General features: G+C 35.6%; 23 protein-coding genes. 16 read left to right on the top strand and 7 right to left on the bottom strand.

What is annotated here, in order from left to right; genetic code table 11:
- The first annotated feature begins 14 nt into the window (after nucleotides 1-14).
- The 5 genes from NHG49_RS23005 (at nucleotide 15) to srtB (ending at nucleotide 6,906) form a co-directional block, all read left to right on the top strand.
- A complete protein-coding gene (locus NHG49_RS23005) occupies nucleotides 15-3,389 on the top strand; it encodes an NEAT domain-containing protein (protein WP_258126552.1) in 3,375 nt (1,124 codons plus the stop codon).
- Between the two features lie 68 nt (nucleotides 3,390-3,457).
- Nucleotides 3,458-4,339 carry a heme ABC transporter substrate-binding protein IsdE gene (gene isdE, locus NHG49_RS23000; RefSeq protein WP_064474637.1) on the top strand — a complete coding sequence of 294 codons (882 nt, stop codon included), beginning with the start codon at nucleotides 3,458-3,460 and terminating at the stop codon, nucleotides 4,337-4,339.
- A 27-nt stretch (nucleotides 4,340-4,366) separates the two neighbouring features.
- Nucleotides 4,367-5,350, top strand: a complete 984-nt coding sequence (locus tag NHG49_RS22995; protein ID WP_258126549.1) for a FecCD family ABC transporter permease — start codon at nucleotides 4,367-4,369, stop codon at nucleotides 5,348-5,350.
- Nucleotides 5,340-6,110 (top strand): ABC transporter ATP-binding protein, encoded by a 771-nt coding sequence (locus NHG49_RS22990; protein WP_098102913.1) that lies wholly within the window; start codon nucleotides 5,340-5,342, stop codon nucleotides 6,108-6,110. The genes NHG49_RS22995 and NHG49_RS22990 overlap by 11 nt, the downstream gene beginning before the upstream one ends.
- A 31-nt stretch (nucleotides 6,111-6,141) precedes the next feature.
- Entirely contained in the window at nucleotides 6,142-6,906 is a 765-nt protein-coding gene (gene srtB / locus NHG49_RS22985) for a class B sortase (RefSeq protein ID WP_087982261.1), read from the top strand.
- Between the two features lie 66 nt (nucleotides 6,907-6,972).
- Here srtB and isdG read toward each other — a convergent pair whose 3' ends face one another.
- On the bottom strand, nucleotides 6,973-7,296 hold the full coding sequence (gene isdG, locus NHG49_RS22980) for a heme oxygenase (RefSeq protein ID WP_000587825.1): 324 nt from the start codon (nucleotides 7,294-7,296) through the stop codon (nucleotides 6,973-6,975).
- A 295-nt stretch (nucleotides 7,297-7,591) separates the two neighbouring features.
- Between isdG and NHG49_RS22975 the strand changes: the two genes are divergently transcribed.
- Nucleotides 7,592-8,791 carry a class I SAM-dependent rRNA methyltransferase gene (locus tag NHG49_RS22975; RefSeq protein WP_064474641.1) on the top strand — a complete coding sequence of 400 codons (1,200 nt, stop codon included), beginning with the start codon at nucleotides 7,592-7,594 and terminating at the stop codon, nucleotides 8,789-8,791.
- A 39-nt stretch (nucleotides 8,792-8,830) separates the two neighbouring features.
- Here NHG49_RS22975 and NHG49_RS22970 read toward each other — a convergent pair whose 3' ends face one another.
- Both NHG49_RS22970 and NHG49_RS22965 read right to left on the bottom strand, forming a co-directional pair.
- Nucleotides 8,831-9,025, bottom strand: a complete 195-nt coding sequence (locus NHG49_RS22970) for a YwbE family protein (protein WP_001014310.1) — start codon at nucleotides 9,023-9,025, stop codon at nucleotides 8,831-8,833.
- Nucleotides 9,026-9,199 carry a hypothetical protein gene (locus tag NHG49_RS22965; RefSeq protein WP_001293584.1) on the bottom strand — a complete coding sequence of 58 codons (174 nt, stop codon included), beginning with the start codon at nucleotides 9,197-9,199 and terminating at the stop codon, nucleotides 9,026-9,028.
- 170 nt (nucleotides 9,200-9,369) lie between these two features.
- On the opposite strand from NHG49_RS22965, the gene NHG49_RS22960 reads away from it, so the two are divergent.
- The 7 genes from NHG49_RS22960 (at nucleotide 9,370) to NHG49_RS22930 (ending at nucleotide 14,568) form a co-directional block, all read left to right on the top strand.
- Complete coding sequence (locus NHG49_RS22960; protein ID WP_064474642.1) at nucleotides 9,370-10,062, top strand: response regulator transcription factor; 693 nt, start codon at nucleotides 9,370-9,372, stop codon at nucleotides 10,060-10,062.
- Between the two features lies 1 nt (nucleotide 10,063).
- Nucleotides 10,064-10,999: a HAMP domain-containing histidine kinase gene (locus tag NHG49_RS22955; protein ID WP_064474643.1), complete on the top strand. Its 936-nt coding sequence runs from the start codon at nucleotides 10,064-10,066 to the stop codon at nucleotides 10,997-10,999.
- Between the two features lie 125 nt (nucleotides 11,000-11,124).
- Nucleotides 11,125-12,048 (top strand): ABC transporter ATP-binding protein, encoded by a 924-nt coding sequence (locus NHG49_RS22950; RefSeq protein WP_064474644.1) that lies wholly within the window; start codon nucleotides 11,125-11,127, stop codon nucleotides 12,046-12,048.
- Nucleotides 12,041-12,202, top strand: coding sequence for a hypothetical protein (locus tag NHG49_RS22945; protein WP_176713060.1), 162 nt, complete (start codon nucleotides 12,041-12,043; stop codon nucleotides 12,200-12,202). Before NHG49_RS22950 ends, NHG49_RS22945 begins: the two co-directional genes overlap by 8 nt.
- Before the next feature lie 34 nt (nucleotides 12,203-12,236).
- On the top strand, nucleotides 12,237-12,941 hold the full coding sequence (locus NHG49_RS22940; protein WP_258126546.1) for an ABC transporter permease: 705 nt from the start codon (nucleotides 12,237-12,239) through the stop codon (nucleotides 12,939-12,941).
- Between the two features lie 34 nt (nucleotides 12,942-12,975).
- Complete coding sequence (locus tag NHG49_RS22935; protein ID WP_142289402.1) at nucleotides 12,976-13,848, top strand: DUF4097 family beta strand repeat-containing protein; 873 nt, start codon at nucleotides 12,976-12,978, stop codon at nucleotides 13,846-13,848.
- 24 nt (nucleotides 13,849-13,872) lie between these two features.
- A complete protein-coding gene (locus tag NHG49_RS22930) occupies nucleotides 13,873-14,568 on the top strand; it encodes an ABC transporter permease (protein WP_222654777.1) in 696 nt (231 codons plus the stop codon).
- Between the two features lie 63 nt (nucleotides 14,569-14,631).
- Here the strand turns inward: NHG49_RS22930 and NHG49_RS22925 are convergent, their stop codons facing one another.
- From NHG49_RS22925 to NHG49_RS22910, 4 genes are all read right to left on the bottom strand, one after another.
- Entirely contained in the window at nucleotides 14,632-14,964 is a 333-nt protein-coding gene (locus NHG49_RS22925) for a YfjL-like protein (RefSeq protein ID WP_098102909.1), read from the bottom strand.
- 138 nt (nucleotides 14,965-15,102) lie between these two features.
- Entirely contained in the window at nucleotides 15,103-15,606 is a 504-nt protein-coding gene (locus tag NHG49_RS22920) for a DinB family protein (protein ID WP_064474648.1), read from the bottom strand.
- A gap of 113 nt (nucleotides 15,607-15,719) precedes the next feature.
- Nucleotides 15,720-17,756 carry a Fe(3+)-hydroxamate ABC transporter permease FhuB gene (gene fhuB / locus NHG49_RS22915; protein WP_064474649.1) on the bottom strand — a complete coding sequence of 679 codons (2,037 nt, stop codon included), beginning with the start codon at nucleotides 17,754-17,756 and terminating at the stop codon, nucleotides 15,720-15,722.
- Between the two features lie 7 nt (nucleotides 17,757-17,763).
- Nucleotides 17,764-18,738: an ABC transporter substrate-binding protein gene (locus tag NHG49_RS22910; RefSeq protein ID WP_258126544.1), complete on the bottom strand. Its 975-nt coding sequence runs from the start codon at nucleotides 18,736-18,738 to the stop codon at nucleotides 17,764-17,766.
- 448 nt (nucleotides 18,739-19,186) lie between these two features.
- Here NHG49_RS22910 and NHG49_RS22905 point away from each other — a divergent pair, with 448 nt between their 5' ends.
- From NHG49_RS22905 to NHG49_RS22895, 3 genes are all read left to right on the top strand, one after another.
- The gene (locus NHG49_RS22905) at nucleotides 19,187-20,269 is read left to right on the top strand and encodes a BclA C-terminal domain-containing protein (RefSeq protein ID WP_258126543.1); all 1,083 of its coding nucleotides are present in this window, start codon (nucleotides 19,187-19,189) and stop codon (nucleotides 20,267-20,269) included.
- Nucleotides 20,270-20,457: 188 nt separating this feature from the next.
- Nucleotides 20,458-22,143 carry a long-chain-fatty-acid--CoA ligase gene (locus tag NHG49_RS22900; protein ID WP_064474652.1) on the top strand — a complete coding sequence of 562 codons (1,686 nt, stop codon included), beginning with the start codon at nucleotides 20,458-20,460 and terminating at the stop codon, nucleotides 22,141-22,143.
- Nucleotides 22,144-22,249: 106 nt separating this feature from the next.
- Nucleotides 22,250-22,837, top strand: coding sequence for a fatty acid metabolism transcriptional regulator FadR (locus tag NHG49_RS22895; protein ID WP_000742213.1), 588 nt, complete (start codon nucleotides 22,250-22,252; stop codon nucleotides 22,835-22,837).
- Nucleotides 22,838-22,843 lie beyond the last annotated feature (6 nt).

The following is a 22,843-nucleotide window of genomic DNA, read 5'->3' as shown; positions in this document are numbered from 1 at the left end:
GGAGAGTCGTTCCATTGAACAGGTATGTAAAAATTATTGTTGCTATGTTTTTAATGGTATTTACATTCGTATCAACATTACAACCACTTGCAGTTCAAGCAGCTACCCAGTTGACTGATGGTGAATATTCAATCGGTTTCAAAGTTCTTAAGGACACATCAGATGAAGAATCTATGATGAATCAATACTCTGTAAGTCCAGGAACTTTAAAAGTGAAGGATGGGAAGAAGAAGGTATCCTTTACGTTAGAACATAGTTCATGGATTACAAAGTTTGAAACAGAAAAAAATGGCCAGTTTGTTGCGACAAATGTAATTAGTGAAGATAAAGAAAAAGATACAAGAGTAGTAGAATTTGAAGTGGACGATGTAGAGAAAGTATTAAATGCGAAAGTAAAAGTAGACATAGACTTTTTAAATTATCATCATGATTATGATGTACGCATTGTATTTGATCAAAATAGTATTACACCGATTCATGTAGAACAACCAAATGAAAAAGAGGACCCAGCTAATAAGCCAGATCCAAATGAAAATCCGGATCCAAGTCAGAAGCCCGACCAAAAGCCTGACCCAGATCAACAACCAAATTCTAACACAATTAAAGATGGAGAGTACAGTATTCCATTTAAAGTGTTAAAAGATCAAACAGACGAAGAATCTAAGATGAATACTTACATGGTAAATCCAGGAGTATTAAAAGTAGAAAACGGTAAGAAAAAAGCGTTTGTAACATTAAAAAGTAGTTCATTAATTAAAAATTTCCAAACGGAAAAAGATGGCGCATTTGCTGATGCAAAAGTAGTGAGTGAAGATAAAGAAAAAGATACAAGAGTAGTAGAATTTGAAGTAGACGATTTATCTAAAAAAATAAATACAAAAGTATTTATTGAAGTGGCATCACAAGGTTACAAGCAAACACATAATGTACAACTTTTATTTGAACAAGATAAACTTGAACAAATTAAAAATGAAGAGAAACAACCGGATGGAGATAAAAAGCCGGAAGTAGAAAAACCAGAAATTGAAACAATTAAAGATGGAGAGTACAGTATTCCATTTAAAGTATTAAAAGATAAGACAGATGAAGAATCTAGAATGAAAGACAAGCTAATAAGTCCAGCAGTATTAAAAGTAGAAAACGGTAAGAAAAAAGCGACTGTAACATTAACAGATAACGCATCAATTAAAAATTTCCAAACAAAAAAAGAGGGTTCATTTGTTGATGTGAAAGTAGTAAGTGAAGATAAAGAGAAAAATACAAGAGTAGTAGAATTTGAAGTAGACAGTTTATCTAACAAGTTGAATACAAAAGTATTTATTGAAGTGGCATCACAAAATTATAAACAAACGCATGAATTACAACTTCAATTTAATCAAGATAAACTTGAGCCGATTAAGAACGAAGAAAAGCAACCAGACGGTGATAAAAAGCCGGAAGTAGAAAAACCAGATGCTGAAACAATGAAAGACGGTGAATACAGCATCAATTTCAAAGCTTTAAAAGATCAAACAGAAGAAATTTCAATGATGAACACGTATACAAAGAGTCCAGGCGTGTTAAAAGTGAAAGATGGTAAAAAATATGTATCATTCACATTAACGAATAGTGCATGGATTACAAAGTTTGAATTTGAGAAAAAGGGTTCGTTTGTTAATGCGAGTGTATTAAGTGAAGATAAAAAAGCCGATACACGCGTAGTGGAAGTAGAAGTAGACGATTTATCTAAAAAGTTAAATGCAAAAGTAAAAGTAGATATCGATTCAATGAATTATCATCATTTCTACGACATTCAATTTGCATTTGATAAAGGTAGCATTAAACCGTTAGATAACCAAGGCGGAAACGATAACCAAGGCGGAAACGATAACCAAGGCGGAAACGATAACCAAGGCGGAAACGATAACCAAGGCGGAAACGATAACCAAGGCGGAAACGATAACCAAGGTGGAAACGATAACCAAGGCGGAAACGATAACCAAGGCGGAAACGATAACCAAGGCGGAAACAATAACCAAGGCGGAAACAATAACCAAGGTAATAACACAACCATTGATCCAAAAGCACTAAAAGATGGTGAATACAGCATTGGCTTTAAAGTTCTAAAAGATAAAACAGAAGAAATTTCAATGATGAACACATATACAAAGAGTCCAGCTGTACTAAAAGTGAAAGACGGTAAGAAGTATGTATCGTTTACATTAACGAACAGTACATGGATTACAAAATTTGAGTTTGAAAAGAATGGTTCTTTTGTTAACGCAAAAGTGTTAAGTGAGAATAAAGAGCAAAATACAAAAGTAGTAGAGTTAGAAGTAGATGATTTATTTAAAAAATTAAATGCAAAAGTAAAAGTAGATATTGATGCGATGAATTATCACCATTTCTACGATGTTCAATTTGTATTTGATCAAGATAGTATTAAAGCTTTAGGTAACCAAGGTGGAAACGACAACCAAGGTGGAAACGACAACCAAGGTGGAAACGACAACCAAGGTGGAAACGACAACCAAGGTGGAAACGACAACCAAGGTGGAAACGACAACCAAGGTGGAAACGACAACCAAGGTGGAAACGACAACCAAGGTGGAAACGACAACCAAGGTGGAAACGACAACCAAGGTGGAAACGACAACCAAGGTGGAAACGACAACCAAGGTGGAAACGACAACCAAGGTGGAAACGACAACCAAGGTGGAAACGACAACCAAGATGGAAATAATCAACCAAAAGTAATAGTTGATCCGAAAAATTTAGTAGATGGTCAATATGATATTCCATTTAAAGTGTTAAAAGATAAAACAAATGAGCTTTCAAAGATGCATGACTATACTGTACATCCGGCAAAATTAATCGTTAAAGATGGTAAAAAGTACATTGAGATGACGTTGAAAAATAGTGCATGGATTACAAAATTCCAAACGGAAAATAACAGTCTTTTTGCTGATGCGAAAGTAGTAAGCGAAGATAAAAATGCAAATACGAGAGTAGTGCAATTTGAAGTAAGTGATTTATTTGCAAAATTAAATGCAAAAGTAAAAGTTGATATCAACGAAATGAACTACCATCATTTCTACGATGTCCAAATTCAATTTGATACAAATAATATTGGTGCGTTAGGAACGATTAAAGAGGATCCAAAAAAAGATCCGAAAAATGATCCGAACAATCCAGTGATTACACCGAAAGTAGATAATATAAAAAAAGTAGATAATCCTGATTTTAACCGAAATGCAGATGATAAGAAGAAAAAAGAAGGCCAAAAAAATGATCCGAAAAAAGAGAAAAACTCAAAAACGGCAGATACAGCACAACTAGGCTTATACATGGTGCTATTGCTTGGGTCACTTGCTTTATTAGTTCGTAAATATAGAGCAGGAAGATTGTAATTTTGGAGTCTTGATGCATGTTCGCATGCATCAAGACTTGTTTCATATTGTTTGGAAAGGAGTGGTGATTGAAAGTGAAGAAAATTGCTAGTGTACTAATGGCTATCATTCTATTAGTGAGTATAGCTGGATGCTCGACGCCCAAAAAAGAAGCAGCAAAACAGGTAAAGAGTGAGAGTAAAGAGAGAGTAGTTTCCACGACAGTCGCTGTTACTGAAATTATGGATGCGTTAGAAGTAGATTTAGTTGGTGTTCCAACAAGTACGAAAGATTTACCAAAGAGATATAAAGGTTTACCTGAAGTTGGGAATCCGATGAGTCCTGATATGGAAAAGGTAAAATCATTAAAGCCGTCAGAAGTATTATCCGTGACAACACTTGAATATGAATTAAAGCCAGTTTTTGATGGTGTGGGCATGAAAGCAAACTTTGTAGACTTAACTAGTTTAAAAAACATGCAAAATACCATTAGTAATTTAGGTAAGCAATATGGACGTGAAAAGCAGGCGGAAGCAGTTGTAACGAAGTTAGATAACAAAGTTACAGAGATTCAAAAAGCAGTAAAGGGAAAGAAAGAACCGACAGTGCTTATTTTATTAGGTGTGCCGGGGAGTTATTTAGTAGCAACAGAGCATTCTTATATTGGAGATTTAGTGAAACAATTAGGTGGTAAAAACATTGTACAAGGTGAGAAAGTAGAGTATTTAGCTTCTAATACAGAGTATTTAAAAAAAGCTGATCCAGATATTATTTTACGAGCAGCTCATGGTATGCCTGATGAAGTTGTGAAAATGTTTGATAAAGAATTTAAAACAAATGATATTTGGAAACATTTCGCTGCAGTTAAAAATAACCGTGTTTACGATTTAGAAGAGCGCTTATTTGGGACGACAGGTAATTTAGCAGCAATTGAAGCGTTAGATGAATTGAAAAAAATGATGTATCCGTGATGCATTTTAATATAAAGGAAGAGTGGAATGAATAAAAAAACTTGGAGTTTCCTCATTGTTACTGCATTGCTTATTGTTATGACGTCATTGTCAGCGACGAAAGGAAGTTTAGAAATAGGGATAGTGGACCTTGTACAAGGGATATTTACAGGGGCCAATGAAGATGTGGAAGTAATTAAAGATTTACGTTTCCCACGTATTATTATTGCACTATTTACTGGAGCAGCTCTGGCCGTTTCAGGTGTGCTTTTTCAAGCTGTTATGAAAAATCCACTTGCTGATGCTGGGGTAATCGGGATATCTTCTGGAGCAAGTTTTATGACACTTGTTATTATTACGTTATTTCCGCAATTTTTTTTCTGGACACCCGTATTCGCCTTTTTAGGTGGTGCGTTTGCATGTTATCTCGTTTATGCATTTTCATGGAAGTCAGGGTTAAGTCCGCTTCGCATTATTTTAGTTGGTATAGCTATTAATGCAATGTTCACTGGATTAAATGAATCGTTCATTACAATTTGCGGATACTTCATTAAGAGTATTAAGCAAACGACGACTTCTAACATAACGATGAAGACGTGGGGCGATGTAGAAATAATGGTTACATATGGAACAATAGGTCTTATTCTTGCTCTGTTTGTAGGAGCTTGGTGTAACTTATTATCGCTACAAGATAAGACTGCGAAAAACTTAGGTTTGCACGTGACGAGAGTTCGTCTTATTATTTCTGCTATTGCAGTACTTTTAGCAGCAGTATCAACAGCGATTGCAGGTGTTGTTGCTTTCGTAGGATTACTCGTTCCGCACATTTCAAGACAACTAGTCGGTTCGGACCATAAAGTATTAATTCCATTTTCTGCTCTTGCAGGAGCGTTGTTAATTTTGACGGCGGATACGATTGGAAGGTTAATTGTGCCACCTAACGAAATTCCAGCAGCGACGATTATGGCAGTGATTGGTGGCCCATTCTTAATATTCTTGCTTAGAAAGAGTGATAAAGTTCATGGAAATTAAAAATGTAACCTTTTCGTATGATAATGTAACGGATCGATTAAAGTCGGTTAGTAGTGAAATAGAAATTGGTAAAATTACAACAATTATTGGTCCAAACGGTTGCGGGAAATCGACATTACTTGGTGTGATGTCAAGAAATCACGACCCTCGTAGCGGTGAGATAATACTCGATGGGAAGGCGATTAGTCAATATAAACCGAAAGAGTTTGCTAGAAAGTTAGCCATTGTCCATCAACAAAATGAAGCACCGGCAGACATGACGGTAGAGAAATTAACAAGTTATGGTCGTATGCCTCATAAAAATATTTTTTCCTCGCAAACTGATGAAGATAGAGACGCAATCGAAAGGGCTTTAGCATGTACGAATTTGCTAAGTAAACGTGATAAAGAGATTCACGCTTTATCTGGTGGAGAAAGACAACGGGTTTGGATTGCCATGACGCTAGCTCAGAAAACACCAATGCTCTTTTTAGATGAACCGACAACATATTTAGATATTTATTATCAACTTGAAATATTAGAGCTCGTAAAAGAGTTAAATGAAGTACATGGATTGACAATCGTTATGGTATTACATGATATCAATCAGGCGATTCGCTATAGTGATCATATCATCGTTATGAAAGACGGCGAGATTGTTACGAAAGGTAAGCCAAATGATGTTGTGACAGAAAGTATGATAAAGACGATATACGGTGTAGATGTCGTTGTAAAGCAAGATGAAGATACAGGGTTGTATATGGTCCCAATGGGTATTTAAATATGCGAACAATCCGTTTTGAGGTGATGATTTGAGTAGTAAAAAAGAACGGAAGAAGAATTCTTTTTTTCAACGAATACTTACAGTTGTTTTTTTAGGTACCTTTTTCTATTCAGTATATGAATTAGGTGATATTTTCATGGATTACTATGAAAATCGTAAAGTAATGGCCGAAGCACAAAACATTTATGAAAAGAGTCCGATGGAAGAGCAATCACAAGACGGAGAAGTACGTAAACAGTTCAAAGCTCTGCAGCAAATTAATCAAGAAATAGTTGGATGGATTACGATGGACGATACACAAATTAATTATCCAATCGTTCAGGCGAAAGACAATGATTACTATTTATTTCGTAATTATAAAGGTGAAGATATGAGAGCAGGCAGCATTTTTATGGACTATCGTAATGATGTGAAATCTCAAAATCGAAATACTATTTTATATGGTCACCGTATGAAAGATGGTTCTATGTTTGGAAGTTTAAAGAAAATGTTAGATGAAGAGTTCTTCATGTCGCATCGTAAATTATATTACGATACATTATTTGAAGGATATGATCTTGAAGTGTTCTCGGTGTATACAACAACAACTGATTTTTATTACATTGAAACGGATTTTAGCAATGATACGGAATACACATCATTTTTGGAGAAAATTCAAGAAAAATCGCTGTACAAAACGGATACAAAATTGACAGCAAGTGATCAAATCGTAACACTTTCGACGTGTGACTATGCACTGGATCCGGAAGCAGGAAGGTTAGTCGTGCATGCGAAACTAGTAAAGAGACAGTAAAAAAAAGTATAGAATATGAGAAGTGGTAACGCTTCTCATATTCTATACTTTAAAAAAGAAATATGTTTACTGTGCTGCAGCCATTGGCATACGTACAACTTCAACATTGTAGTAAGTGATTTTATTATCAAGAATATATTCTGGCATCCCGCCTTGATGTGAGTGAGCATCTTTAAATGCTGAGCTCTTCGTCCAACCTTGGAAATCTTCTTTTGCATTCCAGCGTGTGCTAATTGTTACTTCATCATAATCAACTGTATTTTGCGTTAAAAGAACTTCTAATCCTAAAAAGCCTGGCATCGTTTCGACTTGACCTACTTTATTAAAACGCTCAATTAATTTATGCCCATTTCCCTTTGTAATTTTAGCTGTATTTGTAACAATAATCATGTTTTATTCCTCCTATAAATGTAGCCTTTATTTTCGAGAACTCATATACATTAAATGATAATGAAAATCATTATCATTGTCAATGGTAAATGTGAAATAAATAAGTTTTTTTATTATTTTAGACAGTAAGATTTCCATTTCAAAATGTAGTAAATATGTGGCGGTTAAGTGAGAGAATGAGTGAGTTGTACTAGCAAAGCAATAATATGGTATAGTGAAACGAGGCTGTTTTTTCAGGCTCGTTTTTTAAATGCTTCCTATAGAGAAAGCATGCAAATGGAAAGGAAGTTATTATATGCGATCAGAAGTAACTGTAAAAATAAAACCGAAATTTATAAAAGAAATTAAAAGCGGATATCCGCTTATTTTAAAAGATGCGATTCAAAATTTAAATGATGTTCAGGAAGAAGGAACAATCATTAAAGTAGTAGATGAGAAGAACAATTTTGTCGGAAAAGGTTATTATGGAAAACAAAATAAAGGATACGGCTGGATTTTAACGAGAAAAGAGAGTGAACAAATTAATCAATCTTTCTTTGAAAGTAAAATAAAATCTGCCTTACATAAACGAAAGCAATTTTACAAATCAAGTGATACGACAGCATTCCGTGCCCTAAATGGTGAAGGTGATGGTCTTGGAGGCTTAATTATCGATTATTATGACGGCTATTATGTAGTCAGTTGGTATAGTGAAGGGATTTATACTTTCAGAGATGAGATTATAGCAGCTCTTCAAAAAGTAGCAAACTTTAAAGGTATTTATGAGAAAAAGCGTTTTGATACGAAAGGGAAATACATTGAAGGCGATGATTTCGTAGCAGGAGAGCGCGGCGAGTTCCCGCTTATCGTAAAAGAAAATGGTGTGAACTTTGCTGTTTATTTAAATGACGGAGCGATGGTTGGTGTATTTTTAGATCAGCGTAACGTTCGAAAACAAATTCGTGATAAATATGCGACAGGGAGAACAGTGTTGAATATGTTCTCTTATACAGGTGCTTTCTCTGTATTTGCAGCGCTTGGCGGAGCGAGCAAAACGACGAGTGTCGACCTTGCAAATCGTAGTTTAAGTAAAACGATTGAGCAGTTTAGTGTAAATGAAGTTGATTATGAAGCGCAAGATATTATTGTAGAAGATGTCTTTCTTTACTTCAAATATGCAGCGAAGAAAAAGATGAAATTTGATATGGTTGTACTTGATCCTCCAAGCTTTGCACGCTCAAAAAAATATACATTTAGTGCAGCGAAAGATTATAAAAACTTATTAAAAGAAACAATTGCGATTACAGAAAATAACGGGATTATCGTTGCCTCTACAAATTGTAGCGCATTCGATATGAAAAAATTTAAAGGATTTATTGATACAGCCTTTAAAGAAATGAATGGTAAATACAAAATATTAGAAGAACATTCTTTACCAGAAGATTTTCGTACCATTGATCAATTTAAAGAGGGAGACTATTTAAAAGTAGTTTTCATTGAGAAAATTAAAGGATAATAAAGAAAAAGGAGCTCGAGTTTACTTGAGCTCCTTTTCTTATTGAACGATATTTTGTACTCTACCGACTTGCCCGTCCTGCAATCGTACTTTAATGCCATGCGGATGAGAAGGGGAGTTTGTTAAAATATCTTTTACAATTCCACGTGTTAATTTACCGGTGCGTTGATCTTGTTTTAATACAATATCAACTTCAAGACCGGGTGCGATATTAGAACGTTTTTGTCCGTTCATTTATACACCTGTACGTCTACGTTGGTTGTTTGTTTTCTTCGTTTGTTGGTTTTGTAATTTTTTCGTTGCTTGGCTTTGATTTGTATTATTTGAACCATTTCCATTTCCTTGCTTTTTCTTTGCAAGTTGTTCACGCATTAAATCAGCTAAGCTTACTTTTTTGTTTTCTGACATGATAAGTCTCCTTTATATAAAGTTAATTATGAACAATAGTAGTGAATTTTATCATATCATTGTTAAGGAAGGAAGGGAAGTTGGTTTGAAAATTCATATAATTCTTTCCAGTATTCATTCGTTACGATACAATTGAAATGCTAATGTTTGTAAAAAAAGGGGATAGACATATGTCACATCATATTTTATTAGTTGAAGATGATATTTCAATTCAAGAGATGGTGGAAAAGTATTTAATAAAAGAAGATTTTCAAGTTACAATCGCGTCTGACGGAGAAGAAGGGGTGCAAGCATTTTTTAAATCATCCTTTGATTTAGTTATCCTTGATATAATGATGCCAAAGTTAGATGGCTTAGAGGTTGTACGTATTATTCGTGAGAAGAGTGCCGTTCCGATTTTAATGATGTCGGCAAAAGATACAGATGTTGATAAAGCTGTTGGATTAGGACTGGGAGCAGATGATTACATTTGTAAGCCATTTTCTATGATTGAATTGGCTGCACGTGTAAAAGCGGGTATTCGGAGGTCTACGAAATATTCGGCTACAGAAACAACAGAAAAGATGATTCAAATTGGTGATTTAGCAATTGATCCAATTAATTTTACGGTTGAAAAAAACGGAAAGCCCCTCAAACTGACTTTAAAAGAATTTGAGATTTTAAAGCTATTCGTAAAGAATCAAAATCGTGTATTTACAAAAGCGCAAATATATACGTTAGTTTGGAACGAAGAGTATTACGGTGATGATAATGTTATAAATGTTCATATGAGAAGATTGCGCGAGAAAATTGAAAGTGATCCATCTAATCCAGAGTATATTAAAACGTTATGGGGCATCGGCTATAAGTTGGAAGTGATGTAATATGGTCAATTTGTTAATAGGTATTATTTTTATATTGTTATGTGTCATTTACATACAGTATAAAATGAGGGAAAACAGTAGCAAAAATTTACGATACACATACAAAAAGTTAGAAAGTATTGTAAATGAACAAACAGGCGAGAAGTTACTCGTTATGACAGATGATCTAGAATTGCAAAAATTATTAGTGGCAATTAATCAATTATTAGCTGCAAAACAGAAAACGAATGCAGATCATGCGAAAGTAGAAATTTCGATGAGAAAAATGCTTTCCAATATTTCACATGATTTAAAGACGCCATTAACAGTTATTCTTGGATATACAGAAATGTTAAATAAGGATAAAACGATAAATAAAGAAGAGCAGCAAATATTACTTGAAAAGGTGCATGTAAAAACACTAGAAGTAATGGAACTGATTCATAAGTTTTTTGATTTAGCAAAATTAGAATCTGGTGACAAGGCAATTGAGATGACAAAAATAAATATGAATGAAGTTTGTCGCGAGAAGATTTTATCTTTTTATGATTTGGTGACGACGAAAGGATTTCAAGTTCATATTGATATACCAGAAAGAAATATATATGCACTTGGAAATGTAGAAGTATTAGGTAGAGTATTAAATAATTTAATATCAAATGCAATTACATATGGAGACGATGGAAAGACACTTGGGATGACACTAAGAGATGATGAAACGAGTGTTTATATAGATGTATGGGATACAGGAAAAGGAATTGATGAATCTCATATTGATAAAGTGTTTGAGCGTATGTACACACTTGAAGATTCAAGAAATAGATTGTATCAAGGAAGCGGTCTAGGATTAACGATTACGAAAAGGCTTGTGGAAGCGATGGACGGAGAAATACATCTTTCTAGTAAGCCGTATGAAAAAACAATTTTTACAGTTGTATTAAAAAAGATGCTGTTTTAGCTTGTAGAGAAGTAAATTCTACAAGCTTTTTTTCAGCGTAAGGAATTTGTAAGGAACGGGTAAGAAAAAAGAGATTTCCGTTGTCTATTATAGAAATATAAAGTAGTGCGAAAGGAGAAAATGACATGACATATATATTAAAAACGAATCAGCTAACGAAAGTGTTTAAAGGGAAAGAAGTTATTTCTAGCGTTAACATGCATGTGAAAAAAGGAGAGATATACGGTTTCTTAGGACCGAATGGTGCAGGTAAAACAACGATTATGAAAATGATCACAAATTTAATAAAACCGACGAGCGGTGATATTGAAATTTTTGGTGAGAAGTTAACGGATACATCTTATGAATTGTTAAAGCGCATGGGGACAATTATCGAATATCCAATCTTTTATGATAAATTAACGGCGAAGGAAAACCTAGAATTACATTGTGAATATATGGGGTATTACGACAAGAGCGCAATTGATCATGCTTTACATTTAGTGAAACTGCACGGTATAGATGATAAAAAAGTAAAAGATTTTTCATTAGGTATGAAGCAACGACTGGGTATTGCAAGGGCGATCATGACAAAGCCAGAATTACTCATTTTAGATGAACCGATTAACGGTTTAGATCCAATTGGTATTAAAGAATTACGAGACTTATTTAAAATGCTCTGCAAAGAATATGGTATTACGTTATTAGTTTCTAGTCATATTTTAGGCGAGATGGAACAAATGGCGGATACAATTGGTGTAATTCAAAATGGAAAACTAATAAAAGAAGTTTCAATGAAGAGTATTAACGGAAAACAAACAGAGTACATCGAAATTACTGTTCCTGACGTGAAGCGTGCAGCTTATATTTTAGAAGATAAACTCGGTATAAAAAATTACAAAATAATGAGTGGAAATATGATTCGTGTGTATGAATTGGCAGCGACACAGCAAGCTATTTCAAAAGCGCTTATTATGAACGATGTAGAAATTGAAAGTATTAATAAGAAACATAGTTCCTTAGAAGAATATTTCTTAAATGTAATGGATGGAGAAGGCATTCATGCTTAATGGATTGTTAATGAATCTAGTAAGTGGATTGATCGTAATGTTCATAAGTGGGATTTTCTATTATAGGAAACCAGAGCGGAAATGGTTGTTAATTTTACTAGTGATAGGAATGTTAAGCGTAATTACTGCTGGAATTAGAATGTTAGCAGTGTAGAGACAGTTATATAAAGAATGGAGGCGTGGTTTATATGTTTAAATTAATGAAGCTCGAATGGAAAAAACATAAATTATCTAGTTATTTTAAAGGAGTAGCGATTTGTATTATAGCAATTTTTGCTGCGGTAAGTCTTATGGTATGGGGAACTAAAGTAGAGGATGGTTTGATGTTCTCTAGCTATATGGAATACATGTCTTTAGCAAATATTTTTATTAGAATTACATTTATTATTTTTGCATCGGTTATTTTATCACGTTTAGTGATTGATGAATACAAGAACAAAACAATACAGCTACTATTTATGTACCCACTGCAAAGGAAAATGCTAATGAGAGCGAAATTAGCAATTGTTTTTAGTTTTTGCTTTGTGAGCACAATAATCGCAACATTCATTATTAGTTTGCTCATATTCTGTATGAATCCAATAATGGGACTACTTGAAACGCCTGTTACAATGTGGGAAATAATAGCTACCGTTCCAGCTACCTTTATAAATGCATTTATGATATCTGGTATAAGTTTAATTCCTTTATTTTTTGGGATGAGAAAGAAATCAACACCGACAACAATTACTTCTGCAGTAATAATTGGGATGATGATGAACAGTAACGTTGGTTCTGGAAACGGTCAAGTAAGTATGTTTGATTTTATAGCTATCCCAATAGTGTTCTGTTTATTAGGAATTTTCATCAGTTATCTATCATATCGTAAAATCGACAAGATCGATGTGGCGTGAAGCAAGGTTAAAACAACAACGAACTGGGGTATGAATGTTGAAAAAAATAATAGTAATTGCAATTTTATTTCTGACAATTGCTAGTGTGATTTTTGGTTTTAAGACATTTCAGAGGAAAGATTTTAAGAAAGAAAAGTCTTTTGAGATAAATCATATAAAAGAAATAGAAGTGGACAATGAAAACTGGGATATTGAATTTAAAAGTACAGACGCTAACAAAATAGTAATTTCCGCCCAAGGTAAACGAGTAGATAAAGAGATAGACCCCATCGAAATAGAACAAGCAGGGAATAAAGTTATAGTTAAGCAAAAACAAAAGGTGACCAGATTCTTTAATGGTTTTACGTTTCGGAAGAAAAATAGTATATGTATAGCTATTCCGAAGAAAGAAATAGATAAAATTGTATTAAATAATAAATCGGGTGATGTGAAAATAAGCGATATAGAAGTGAAAAATATCGTGACAGAAAGTGAGTCTGGAGATGAAATGGTTGTAGGACTATCAGCCGAGAAAGGTGAATTCATATCGCAAAGTGGAGAGTTAGCTGTAAAAGATAGTTCAGTACAAGAATTAAATATAAAGTCTACGACTGGTGATAACTATATAACAAGTGTAAGTAACTCAAATATAAACATCACTTCAACATCTGGGGAAGTATTACTGAAAGATATGAAAGAAGGAAAATCATTATTTGTAGAAACAAAATCAGGAGATATCGGCGTACGGTATAAAGGTGTTCCGACTTCTTTGAAACTTACGGCTAAAAGTAATTCGTCTGACGTAATGGTGAATGTAAATGGACTTAAGAAAGATAAAAATACAGAAAAAATAAAAGCGGGAACCATTGGTGATGCAAAAAACGAAGTGAAGATTTTAAGTAAAACAGGAGCGATTTATATCGATTAAAATGTAAATGAAAGGAGGACTATTATGCTACGTCTTATGAAGCTAGAATTGAAAAAGTTTAAGCTTGGATGGTATGTGAGGGGAGCGATTATTGCAAATATCGCTATACTGGCATTAATGATCTTTACGAGCATCGTTGCTCAAGTAGAAGGTGATCCGGAAATGAGGGATCCACAGACAATTTTGTTGATGGCCAGTACAGTAGTAAGGGCAACATTTATTATTTTTGGTAGTGTGTTAATCGCAAGGTTAATAATTAGTGAATATAAAACTAAAACAATACTACTCATGTTTTCTTATCCAATTAACCGAAAGAAAATGATGGCTAGTAAGTTGGCTATTACAGCGATAGTAACATTTATAACAGTTATTTTATCTAACATTTTAGTAGTAGGAGTTTTCTTTGGGATAGATAACTATTTTTCAATTCTTCCTAATTCATTCACAGTAGATCAATTGACGCAAGAAGGGATAAACCTTGTTCCTTTAGCCATTTCCACTGCTGGAATAAGTTTAATCCCTCTATATTTCGGAATGCGTAAACGTTCAGTGCCAACTACAATTGTTTCATCTCTTATCGTTGTATCAATTGCAATTAATAACACCCCAATGTTTTCTACAGCAACTTTTCTTCCCCTTCAGCTAGCGTTGGCAGCAATTGGAGTTGCGATTGCATATTACGGAATTAAAAATATAGAGAAGGAAGATATAACAGTATGACAAAAATAAGAAAAAAGAGTTGGCGTTACACCAACTCTTTTTCTGTATATGTATGCTTCGTTACTACTCTATAAATTTGGAGTGTTTGCTTAAATACTCTTGCACTCCTGGGGAAATATTAAAGTTATTAGGGCTTTTATATTCAATAGTAAACTCTCCGTCTTTACTTGTTTCAAAGGAGATTGCATAGCTATTCATTTTAGCATCGTAAGAAGTGTTTTTGACTTCCACATCTAGATTAAAGTGTTTTGTAATATACTCTTTTGATTCCGTAATTGCTGTTTGTTTTTCCCAAGGGGTACCGTAACTTATGAAATAAAGAGATACAGTTATAACTCCAATAATAGAAGTTAGTAAAATAGTTCCCATAACTATTTTTTTATTTTTTGTATTCAATTTGGTTGCTCCTCTTCATAAATATGTACTTATTTTAACGTATTTTTTTCATAAAACAACCATTTAGCAAAAATAGTTTCACATGAAACAAGTTACAGAAAAAGACAAGGTGCATAAACACCTTGTCTTTTTCTGTCGTTACATTTGGGGAGCTTCCATTCCAGTAGCAGCCCATTCTTCTTTTGCAGGACCATATACGCCAGGGACTTTTAAGCCAGCTTGACGCATTAAAACAGTCAGCTGCCCGCGGTGGTGATTTTGATGATTAATGAGTGTCATTAAAAATATAGAATTCGGCATAGGGCGACCAAAGAAGTCATTAATAGTAGCTAAGTCTTTATCAGTCCATTCACTTTGAAGCGTTTCAACAAAAGCTGCATTCACTTTACGATATTGATCAGCAATTGTTGTTGCAGAAGGTGGAACAGGATAATCTTTCGTTTCTCCTTCAAACTTAAGCCCTGTGCCAGATAGTATAACAGGAATTGCCGTCACGATATGCCAAGCAACTCTGCCTAATGTCCAGTGCTCAGGTGCAATTTCTTGTGACAAAGATTCATCTGTTAATGCATCGAGCATCTTTTGAGTAGACTCAGCCTCGTATGTCCATGATTGTAGAAAGCCTTCAATAGTTTGGTACATATTTATCCCTCCTAGTTATGTTCATAGGTTACATTCGTGAAAAAAAGATAGTTTCCTTTTAACCTATCAGAACAAATAAAAAAGAGGCTTCTCATATTAAGAAGCCTCTTTTTTTAACCAACCTTCTTCCCATTTTTCCTCATCAACCATAAGAAATAAGGTGCTCCAAGTACAGCAACGACAAGACCAGAAGGGATTTCTTTCGGGTATGCAATTGTTCGTCCGAGTAAATCAGCAATGGAAAGAAGGATTGCTCCAAATAGTGCGGAGCAAACGAATAATCTTTGATGATTCATACCAACGACGATTCGTGCTAAGTGTGGCGCAACAAGACCTAGAAAGGCAATCGTACCGACAGCTGCGATATTTACAGATGCAAGTAGTGTTGCTAACACAATGAGGGCAAGGCGCGTTTTATTTACTGGTTGCCCGAGTCCCGTTGCTAAATCGTCTCCAAGTACGAGAACATCAAGTTGTTTTATTAAGAAAAAGATAATGAATACAAGAATTAGCGATGGATATAGAATGATATTTTCTAAGTGATTCCATCCTCTTGCATACGTGCTACCTGATAGCCATGTTAAAGCAGCAGCAACGTTCAAATTTGCTCTAACGATAAAGATTTGAATAATCGCTGAACCGAGAGCTGAAATACCAATTCCTATTAAAGCAAGGGCTGTTGGGCTAAATCCTGATTTCCATGAGAAGAAGAGGACAATTCCAACTGCAAGTAGTCCGCCGATAAATGCACCAATTGGTAGGAAGAAACCAGGAAGTGCGGGAAAGACATACATAATAGTTAAAGCACCAACACCAGCTCCCGATGAAATACCAATAATAGAAGGATCGGCGAGTGGATTTCGTAATATACCTTGGAAAACAAGCCCGCTTATTGCAAGGCATGCGCCAGCAATAGCAGCAACGAGCATTCTTGGTAAACGAAGGTTCATCATCATATTTTTATCAAATTGTGTTAATTGTCCTGATATAACATTTGTAATACTTTCGATATAAGCGTTACTACCAATTGTAACACCAAGAGCAATTGTCACAATGCAAAGTGTGATAGAGATAATGATTACCTTTTTATAAGAGTAATAGCGAGAACTAGCTCCAGCTGCATTCGCTCCGTTATCATTCATATATTGTTTCGATTTCATCATTCGATACACTAAATAAATAAGCCAAGGTGATCCAATCATTGCCGTGACTGCTCCGACAGGAAGTTCAGCCCCAGTTGGATCTATTAGTCTACCAACGACATCAGCTCCAAGTAATAGTACAGCTCCCCATAAGAAAGAAGAGAGAAGGAGAGTAAAGTGTTGACGGTAGCCAATAAGACGCATTAAATGTGGTGCAACTAAGCCGACAAATCCAATTGGTCCAACAACAGTTACAATTACTGCTGTTAAAAAGATCGCAGCAATGAAGGCGATAAGACGTGTTACTGCTGTTTTTTCACCAAGAGAAACAGCGACATCATCACCAAGTAAGAGAATGTTGAGTTTACGAGACATAAATAGTAAAACTAGGAAAGAAATAATGATAAATGGAAAAGCAAATTGAACGCCATCCCAGTTATTTTGAATAAGAGATCCAGCTCCCCATAAAAATAAACCAGCTGTTTCATTTTCATAGAAAAGCTGCATCGTTCCGGTAAAGGCAGAAAGCATTAATGTAACGACCATACCAGCTAGTGCCATTCTAAGTGGGGTTCCCTTTTTTCCACCAGAAATACGGTATACAAATAAAGCAGTAATAGCACCGCCGATAAATGTGAAAAGAAGTGAATTAATTTGCAGACCTTTTGGTAAGAAAATTGTAGCCGCTACTAGAAAGAAATATGCGCCAGAGTGAATACCCATTGTACTGGATTCAGCAAGTGGATTTTTCGTTAATGTTTGTAAAATGACCCCAGATGCAGCAAGAGCACCTCCAGCTAAAATGGCAATTACGGCCCTAGGTAATCGAAGCATAATTAAAGTTTGATGCTCTAGTGATTGGTTCGGTGAGATAAGAGCATCAATAATCATACTATAGGAAATGTTTGCTTGACCTTGTCCGATATGAATAAAGAAAAGGAGGAGCAAGAGAGCTGCTCCTCCTCCGAATACAAGACTTGCTCGAAGTGTATGTTGGAAGCTATTCATCGCTGAATCACTTCTTCGCTGTCATTACATCTGCTACTTGTGTTGCTAAAGATTTTGCAGATTCAGGACCACCGAAAATCCAAGTGTCGCCTTTTAATTTATACATTTTGTCTTCTTTTTTGAAATTTAACCCTTCCCAAGCAGGATTCCCTTTTAGTTGCGTGTCAAAAATGTTATCATCATCCGCCACAATGTAAATGAAGTTTGAATCTTGTACACTTTGTAATGATTCTACAGTTGTTTGTTTGAAACCATCTGCCTCTGATTTCCCAGCTTCAAAAGTGTTTGTTAAACCTAATTTTTTTGTAACTTGTAAAGCTGTAGAATTGTCAGTCAATATACGGAATGTTGGTACGTTTTTAGCTGTAAATGCTTGTACCATTGCGATGTTTTTATCTTTTAAGTCTGCTTTTTCAATTTTTGCTTTTGCATCAGCGAATACTTTATCCATATCAGCGAATACTTTTTTACCTTCTTCTTCTTTTCCAACTGCTTTTGCGATTTGTTTAAATGTTTCTGTCATTTCAGCAAAGTGATCGTTATTACTTGTTGATGGATCAAACATAACTGTTGGTGCAATTTGCTCTAATTCGTTTTTAATAGCTTTACTACGGAATGAAGCTGTGATAATTAAATCTGGTTTTAGACGGCTAATTTCTTCTAAGTTTGGTTGTTGACGTGTCCCTACGTCTACAACATCTTTACCTGGTTTTGTTGCTGTATTTACCCATTTATTATAATTCTTAATGTCTGCCATCCCTACTGGCTGAACACCAAGTGCTAATAAGTCTTCTGAATATACCCACTCAAGTACAACAACTTTTTTCGCTGGTTTATCTAACTTTGTTTCCCCTTCAGCGTGCTTAATTGTTATAGCTTGCTTTTTATCGTCTGTCTTTGTTTCTTTTTTCTCCTCTTTTTGCTGTCCGCATCCAACAGCGAATAGAAGAACTACTATGAAAATACTGAGAATTTTCTTCATCTTCTGCCCCCAAATTAAGTGTTTTTTGTAATTAGCGCCATAAGTGAAAATGGTTATCAATTACAACACCCAAATCATACTATGAGGATATTTTAAGTGTCAATATTTTTTTAAAATTTTGACGAAAAACAACAAATTATACGGATTTTTATATACTATAGTCGCTATTTATGAAGAATAAGCCTCTTTACTAAAAAAATTGGTGAATATGGGGGAGTTTAAATGGGGACTTGGCTGTGTACGAAAGTGTAATGTGTATGGTTAATAATCTGTGGAGATGGGGCGAAAGTACAAGCAAAAGGAGAGCGAATCGCATGTAATAATTACTAGAATGTATGGAATAAATCTGTGTGTATCTACTAGGTAAAGTATTTCTTTGTTATTTAGATAGGTGTTTTCTAATTCGGTGATTGTACTTAAAAGATCGAATGTAAAGGAAGTGATCAACATGTCTTCATGGGGCAATAATATAAATGGATATTGTGGATGTAATAATCAAAATGGTGTACATGTTGATTCATGCTGTTTTAGTTGTGATGGAACAGTTCCTAAGCTTGGCCCAACAGGTCCGACGGGAGCAACGGGCCCAACAGGTGACACAGGCCCAACGGGAGCAACGGGTCCAACAGGTGACACAGGTCCAACGGGAGCGACGGGAATAACGGGAGCAACAGGTCCAACAGGTCCAACAGGAGCGACAGGAATAACAGGTTCAACGGGTCTGACGGGAGCAACAGGAATAACAGGAATAACAGGAATAACAGGAATAACAGGAATAACAGGAATAACAGGGGCAACAGGTCCAACAGGAGCGACGGGAATAACAGGTTCAACGGGTCCGACGGGAATAACGGGTCCAACAGGAGCAACAGGAGAAACGGGGGCAACAGGTCCAACAGGAGCGACGGGAATAACAGGTTCAACGGGTCCGACGGGAGCAACAGGAATAACAGGGGCAACAGGGGCAACAGGGGCAACAGGAGCAACAGGAATAACAGGGGCAACAGGGGCAACAGGGGCAACAGGGGCAACAGGAGCGACGGGAATAACAGGTTCAACGGGTCCGACGGGAATAACGGGTCCAACAGGAGCAACAGGAGAAACGGGGGCAACTGGCACCAGTATAACGGCAACATACGCTTTTGCAAATAATACATCGGGAACAGCGATATCGGTACTTCTTGGTGGAACGAATGTCCCGCTTCCGAATAATCAAAATATTGGTCCAGGTATTACTGTTTCTGGGGGGAATACAGTATTTACGGCTGCAAATGCTGGGAATTATTATATTTCATATACGATTAATATAACGGCTTCATTATTAGTCAGTTCGCGGATTACAATTAATGGAGCACCTCTTGCTGGAACGATCAATTCTCCTGCGTTAGCAACTACATCATTTAGTGCAACAATTATTACGACTCTTGCGGCTGGAAGTGCCATTAGTTTGCAACTATTTGGTTTGTTAGCTGTTGCAACGTTATCAACAACTACACCAGGAGCTGTGTTAACGATAATAAGATTAAGCTAAATAATAACTCTCTTATTCTTTTAAGATTAGGAGAGTTTATACATATAATAAGAAGTTAATGGAGTGAAGCATAGTTATATAAAAGTCAGAATATTATGATTGTAACGTTATGGCGACTATAATATAATGAAAACAACCATCATGAATGAACATTCATTTATTTTTATGTATTTGAAGGGGGAATGAAGGTGGAAAAACCATGGTTGAAAAGTTATCCAGAAGAAATTCCAAGTACGATTTCTTATGATATTCAGCCGCTTCATGGATATGTGGAACAGGTGGCTTCCCGTTATCCAGAAAAGAAAGCGCTTCACTTTTTAGGGAAGGATATTACATTTTCAGACTTCCACGATAAGGTGAAGAGGTTTGCAAATTATCTTCAAAAGCTCGGTGTGGAAAAGGGTGATCGAGTTGCTATTATGTTGCCGAACTGTCCGCAATCTGTAATTGGTTATTATGGTACATTACTTGCGGGAGGTATCGTAGTACAAACAAATCCACTATATACAGAAAGAGAATTAGAATACCAGCTTCATGACTCGGGAGCAAAAGTAATTCTTTGTCTCGATTTAGTGTTTCCAAGAGTAACGAATGTTCAATCTGCTACAAAAATTGAACATATTATCGTAACTCGGATTGCGGACTTTTTACCCTTCCCTAAAAATTTACTTTATCCATTTGTACAAAAAAAGCAGGCAAATCTTGTTGTGAATGTGTCGGAAAGCGAAACGATTCATCTATGGAAATCAGTAGAACGAGAAAGTAATGTTAATGTTGAAGTTCCTTGTGATCCTGAAAATGATCTAGCCCTTTTACAGTACACAGGAGGAACAACTGGATTTCCGAAAGGCGTTATGTTGACGCATAAAAACCTTGTTTCGAACACTTTAATGGGAGCTCATTGGCTATATAATTGTAAAGAAGGAGAAGAAGTAATTCTTGGTGTCCTTCCGTTCTTTCATGTATATGGGATGACAGCTGTAATGAATTTAAGTATTATGCAAGGATATAAAATGGTGCTGATTCCGAAGTTTGATATGAAAATGGTTTTTGAAGCGATAAAAAAACATAAAGTCACACTATTTCCAGGGGCACCGACCATTTATATTGCTCTATTAAATAGTCCCCTCTTAAAAGAATATGATATTTCTTCTATTCAAGCTTGTATTAGTGGATCTGCCCCGCTTCCTGTAGAAGTACAGGAAGAGTTTGAGAGAGTTACAGGTGGAAAATTGGTAGAAGGTTATGGATTAACGGAGTCGTCGCCAGTTACACATGGGAATTTTTTGTGGGAAAAACGTGTGCCAGGAAGTATTGGTGTGCCGTGGCCAGATACAGAGGCAAACATTATGTCACTTGAAACTGGAGAGGCTTTACCTCCGGGTGAAATTGGTGAAATTGTTGTAAAGGGTCCTCAAATTATGAAAGGGTATTGGAATAAGCCAGAAGAAACAGCAGCTGTATTACAAGACGGATGGCTTCATACAGGGGATGTTGGTTACATGGATGAAGATGGATTTTTCTATGTGAAAGATCGTAAGAAAGATATGATTGTTGCGAGTGGATTTAATGTGTATCCTCGTGAAGTAGAAGAAGTATTATATGAGCATGAAAAAGTGCAAGAAGTGGTGACGATTGGAGTTCCCGATCCGTACCGGGGAGAGACAGTTAAAGCATTTGTTGTGTTAAAAGAAGGTGCGGAGTGTTCTGAGGAAGAATTAAACCAGTTTGCGCGTAAATATTTAGCGGCTTATAAAGTGCCGAAAGTATATGAGTTTAGAGATGAACTGCCGAAAACGACAGTTGGAAAAATTTTACGCCGTGTCCTAATAGATGAAGAGAAAAGAAAAAATGAGGATGAGCAAACGGGCTAAGGCCCTTTCTTTTTGAAAAAATAGGATTGACACTTTTCTAAATAGTCAGTATTATAAGAATATGAATGACTATTCATTCAGTCATCTTCTTGAAGGGGACAGTAAAGTGAAGAAAAATAGACCGAAATACAATCAAATTATTGATGCGGCAGTCATTGTGATTGCGGAGAATGGGTACCACCAAGCGCAAGTTTCTAAAATAGCAAAGCAAGCTGGGGTAGCTGATGGCACGATTTATTTATATTTTAAAAATAAAGAAGATATATTAATATCCTTATTTCAAGAGAAGATGGGAGATTTTGTCGAAACAATTCGTCAAAAAACAGCAGGAATTGAAAGCGCTGTATCGAAGTTATTCATGTTGGTAGAAACGCACTTCTTGCTGTTATCACAAAATGATCCTCTTGCTATCGTTACGCAATTAGAGCTAAGACAGTCCAATCAAGACTTACGCCTTAAAATAAATGAAGTATTAAAAGGCTACTTACAAGTTATGGATGAGATTTTAGAGACAGGTATAAAGCAAGGTGAATTCCAAGCGGATTTAAATGTTCGCGTGGCAAGACAAATGATCTTTGGAACAGTAGATGAAGTTGTGACCAATTGGGTAATGAGCGATCATAAGTATGATCTGGTCGCACTTTCAAAAACGGTACATGGGCTACTTATTGCAGCTTGTGGTTATCGTCAATAATGGGAG

This window comes from Bacillus sp. IBL03825 (assembly GCF_024712505.1).
Classification (GTDB): domain Bacteria; phylum Bacillota; class Bacilli; order Bacillales; family Bacillaceae_G; genus Bacillus_A; species Bacillus_A wiedmannii.
Note: the sequence above shows the minus strand (reverse complement) of the source record. Positions and strands in the feature narration are given on the sequence as shown.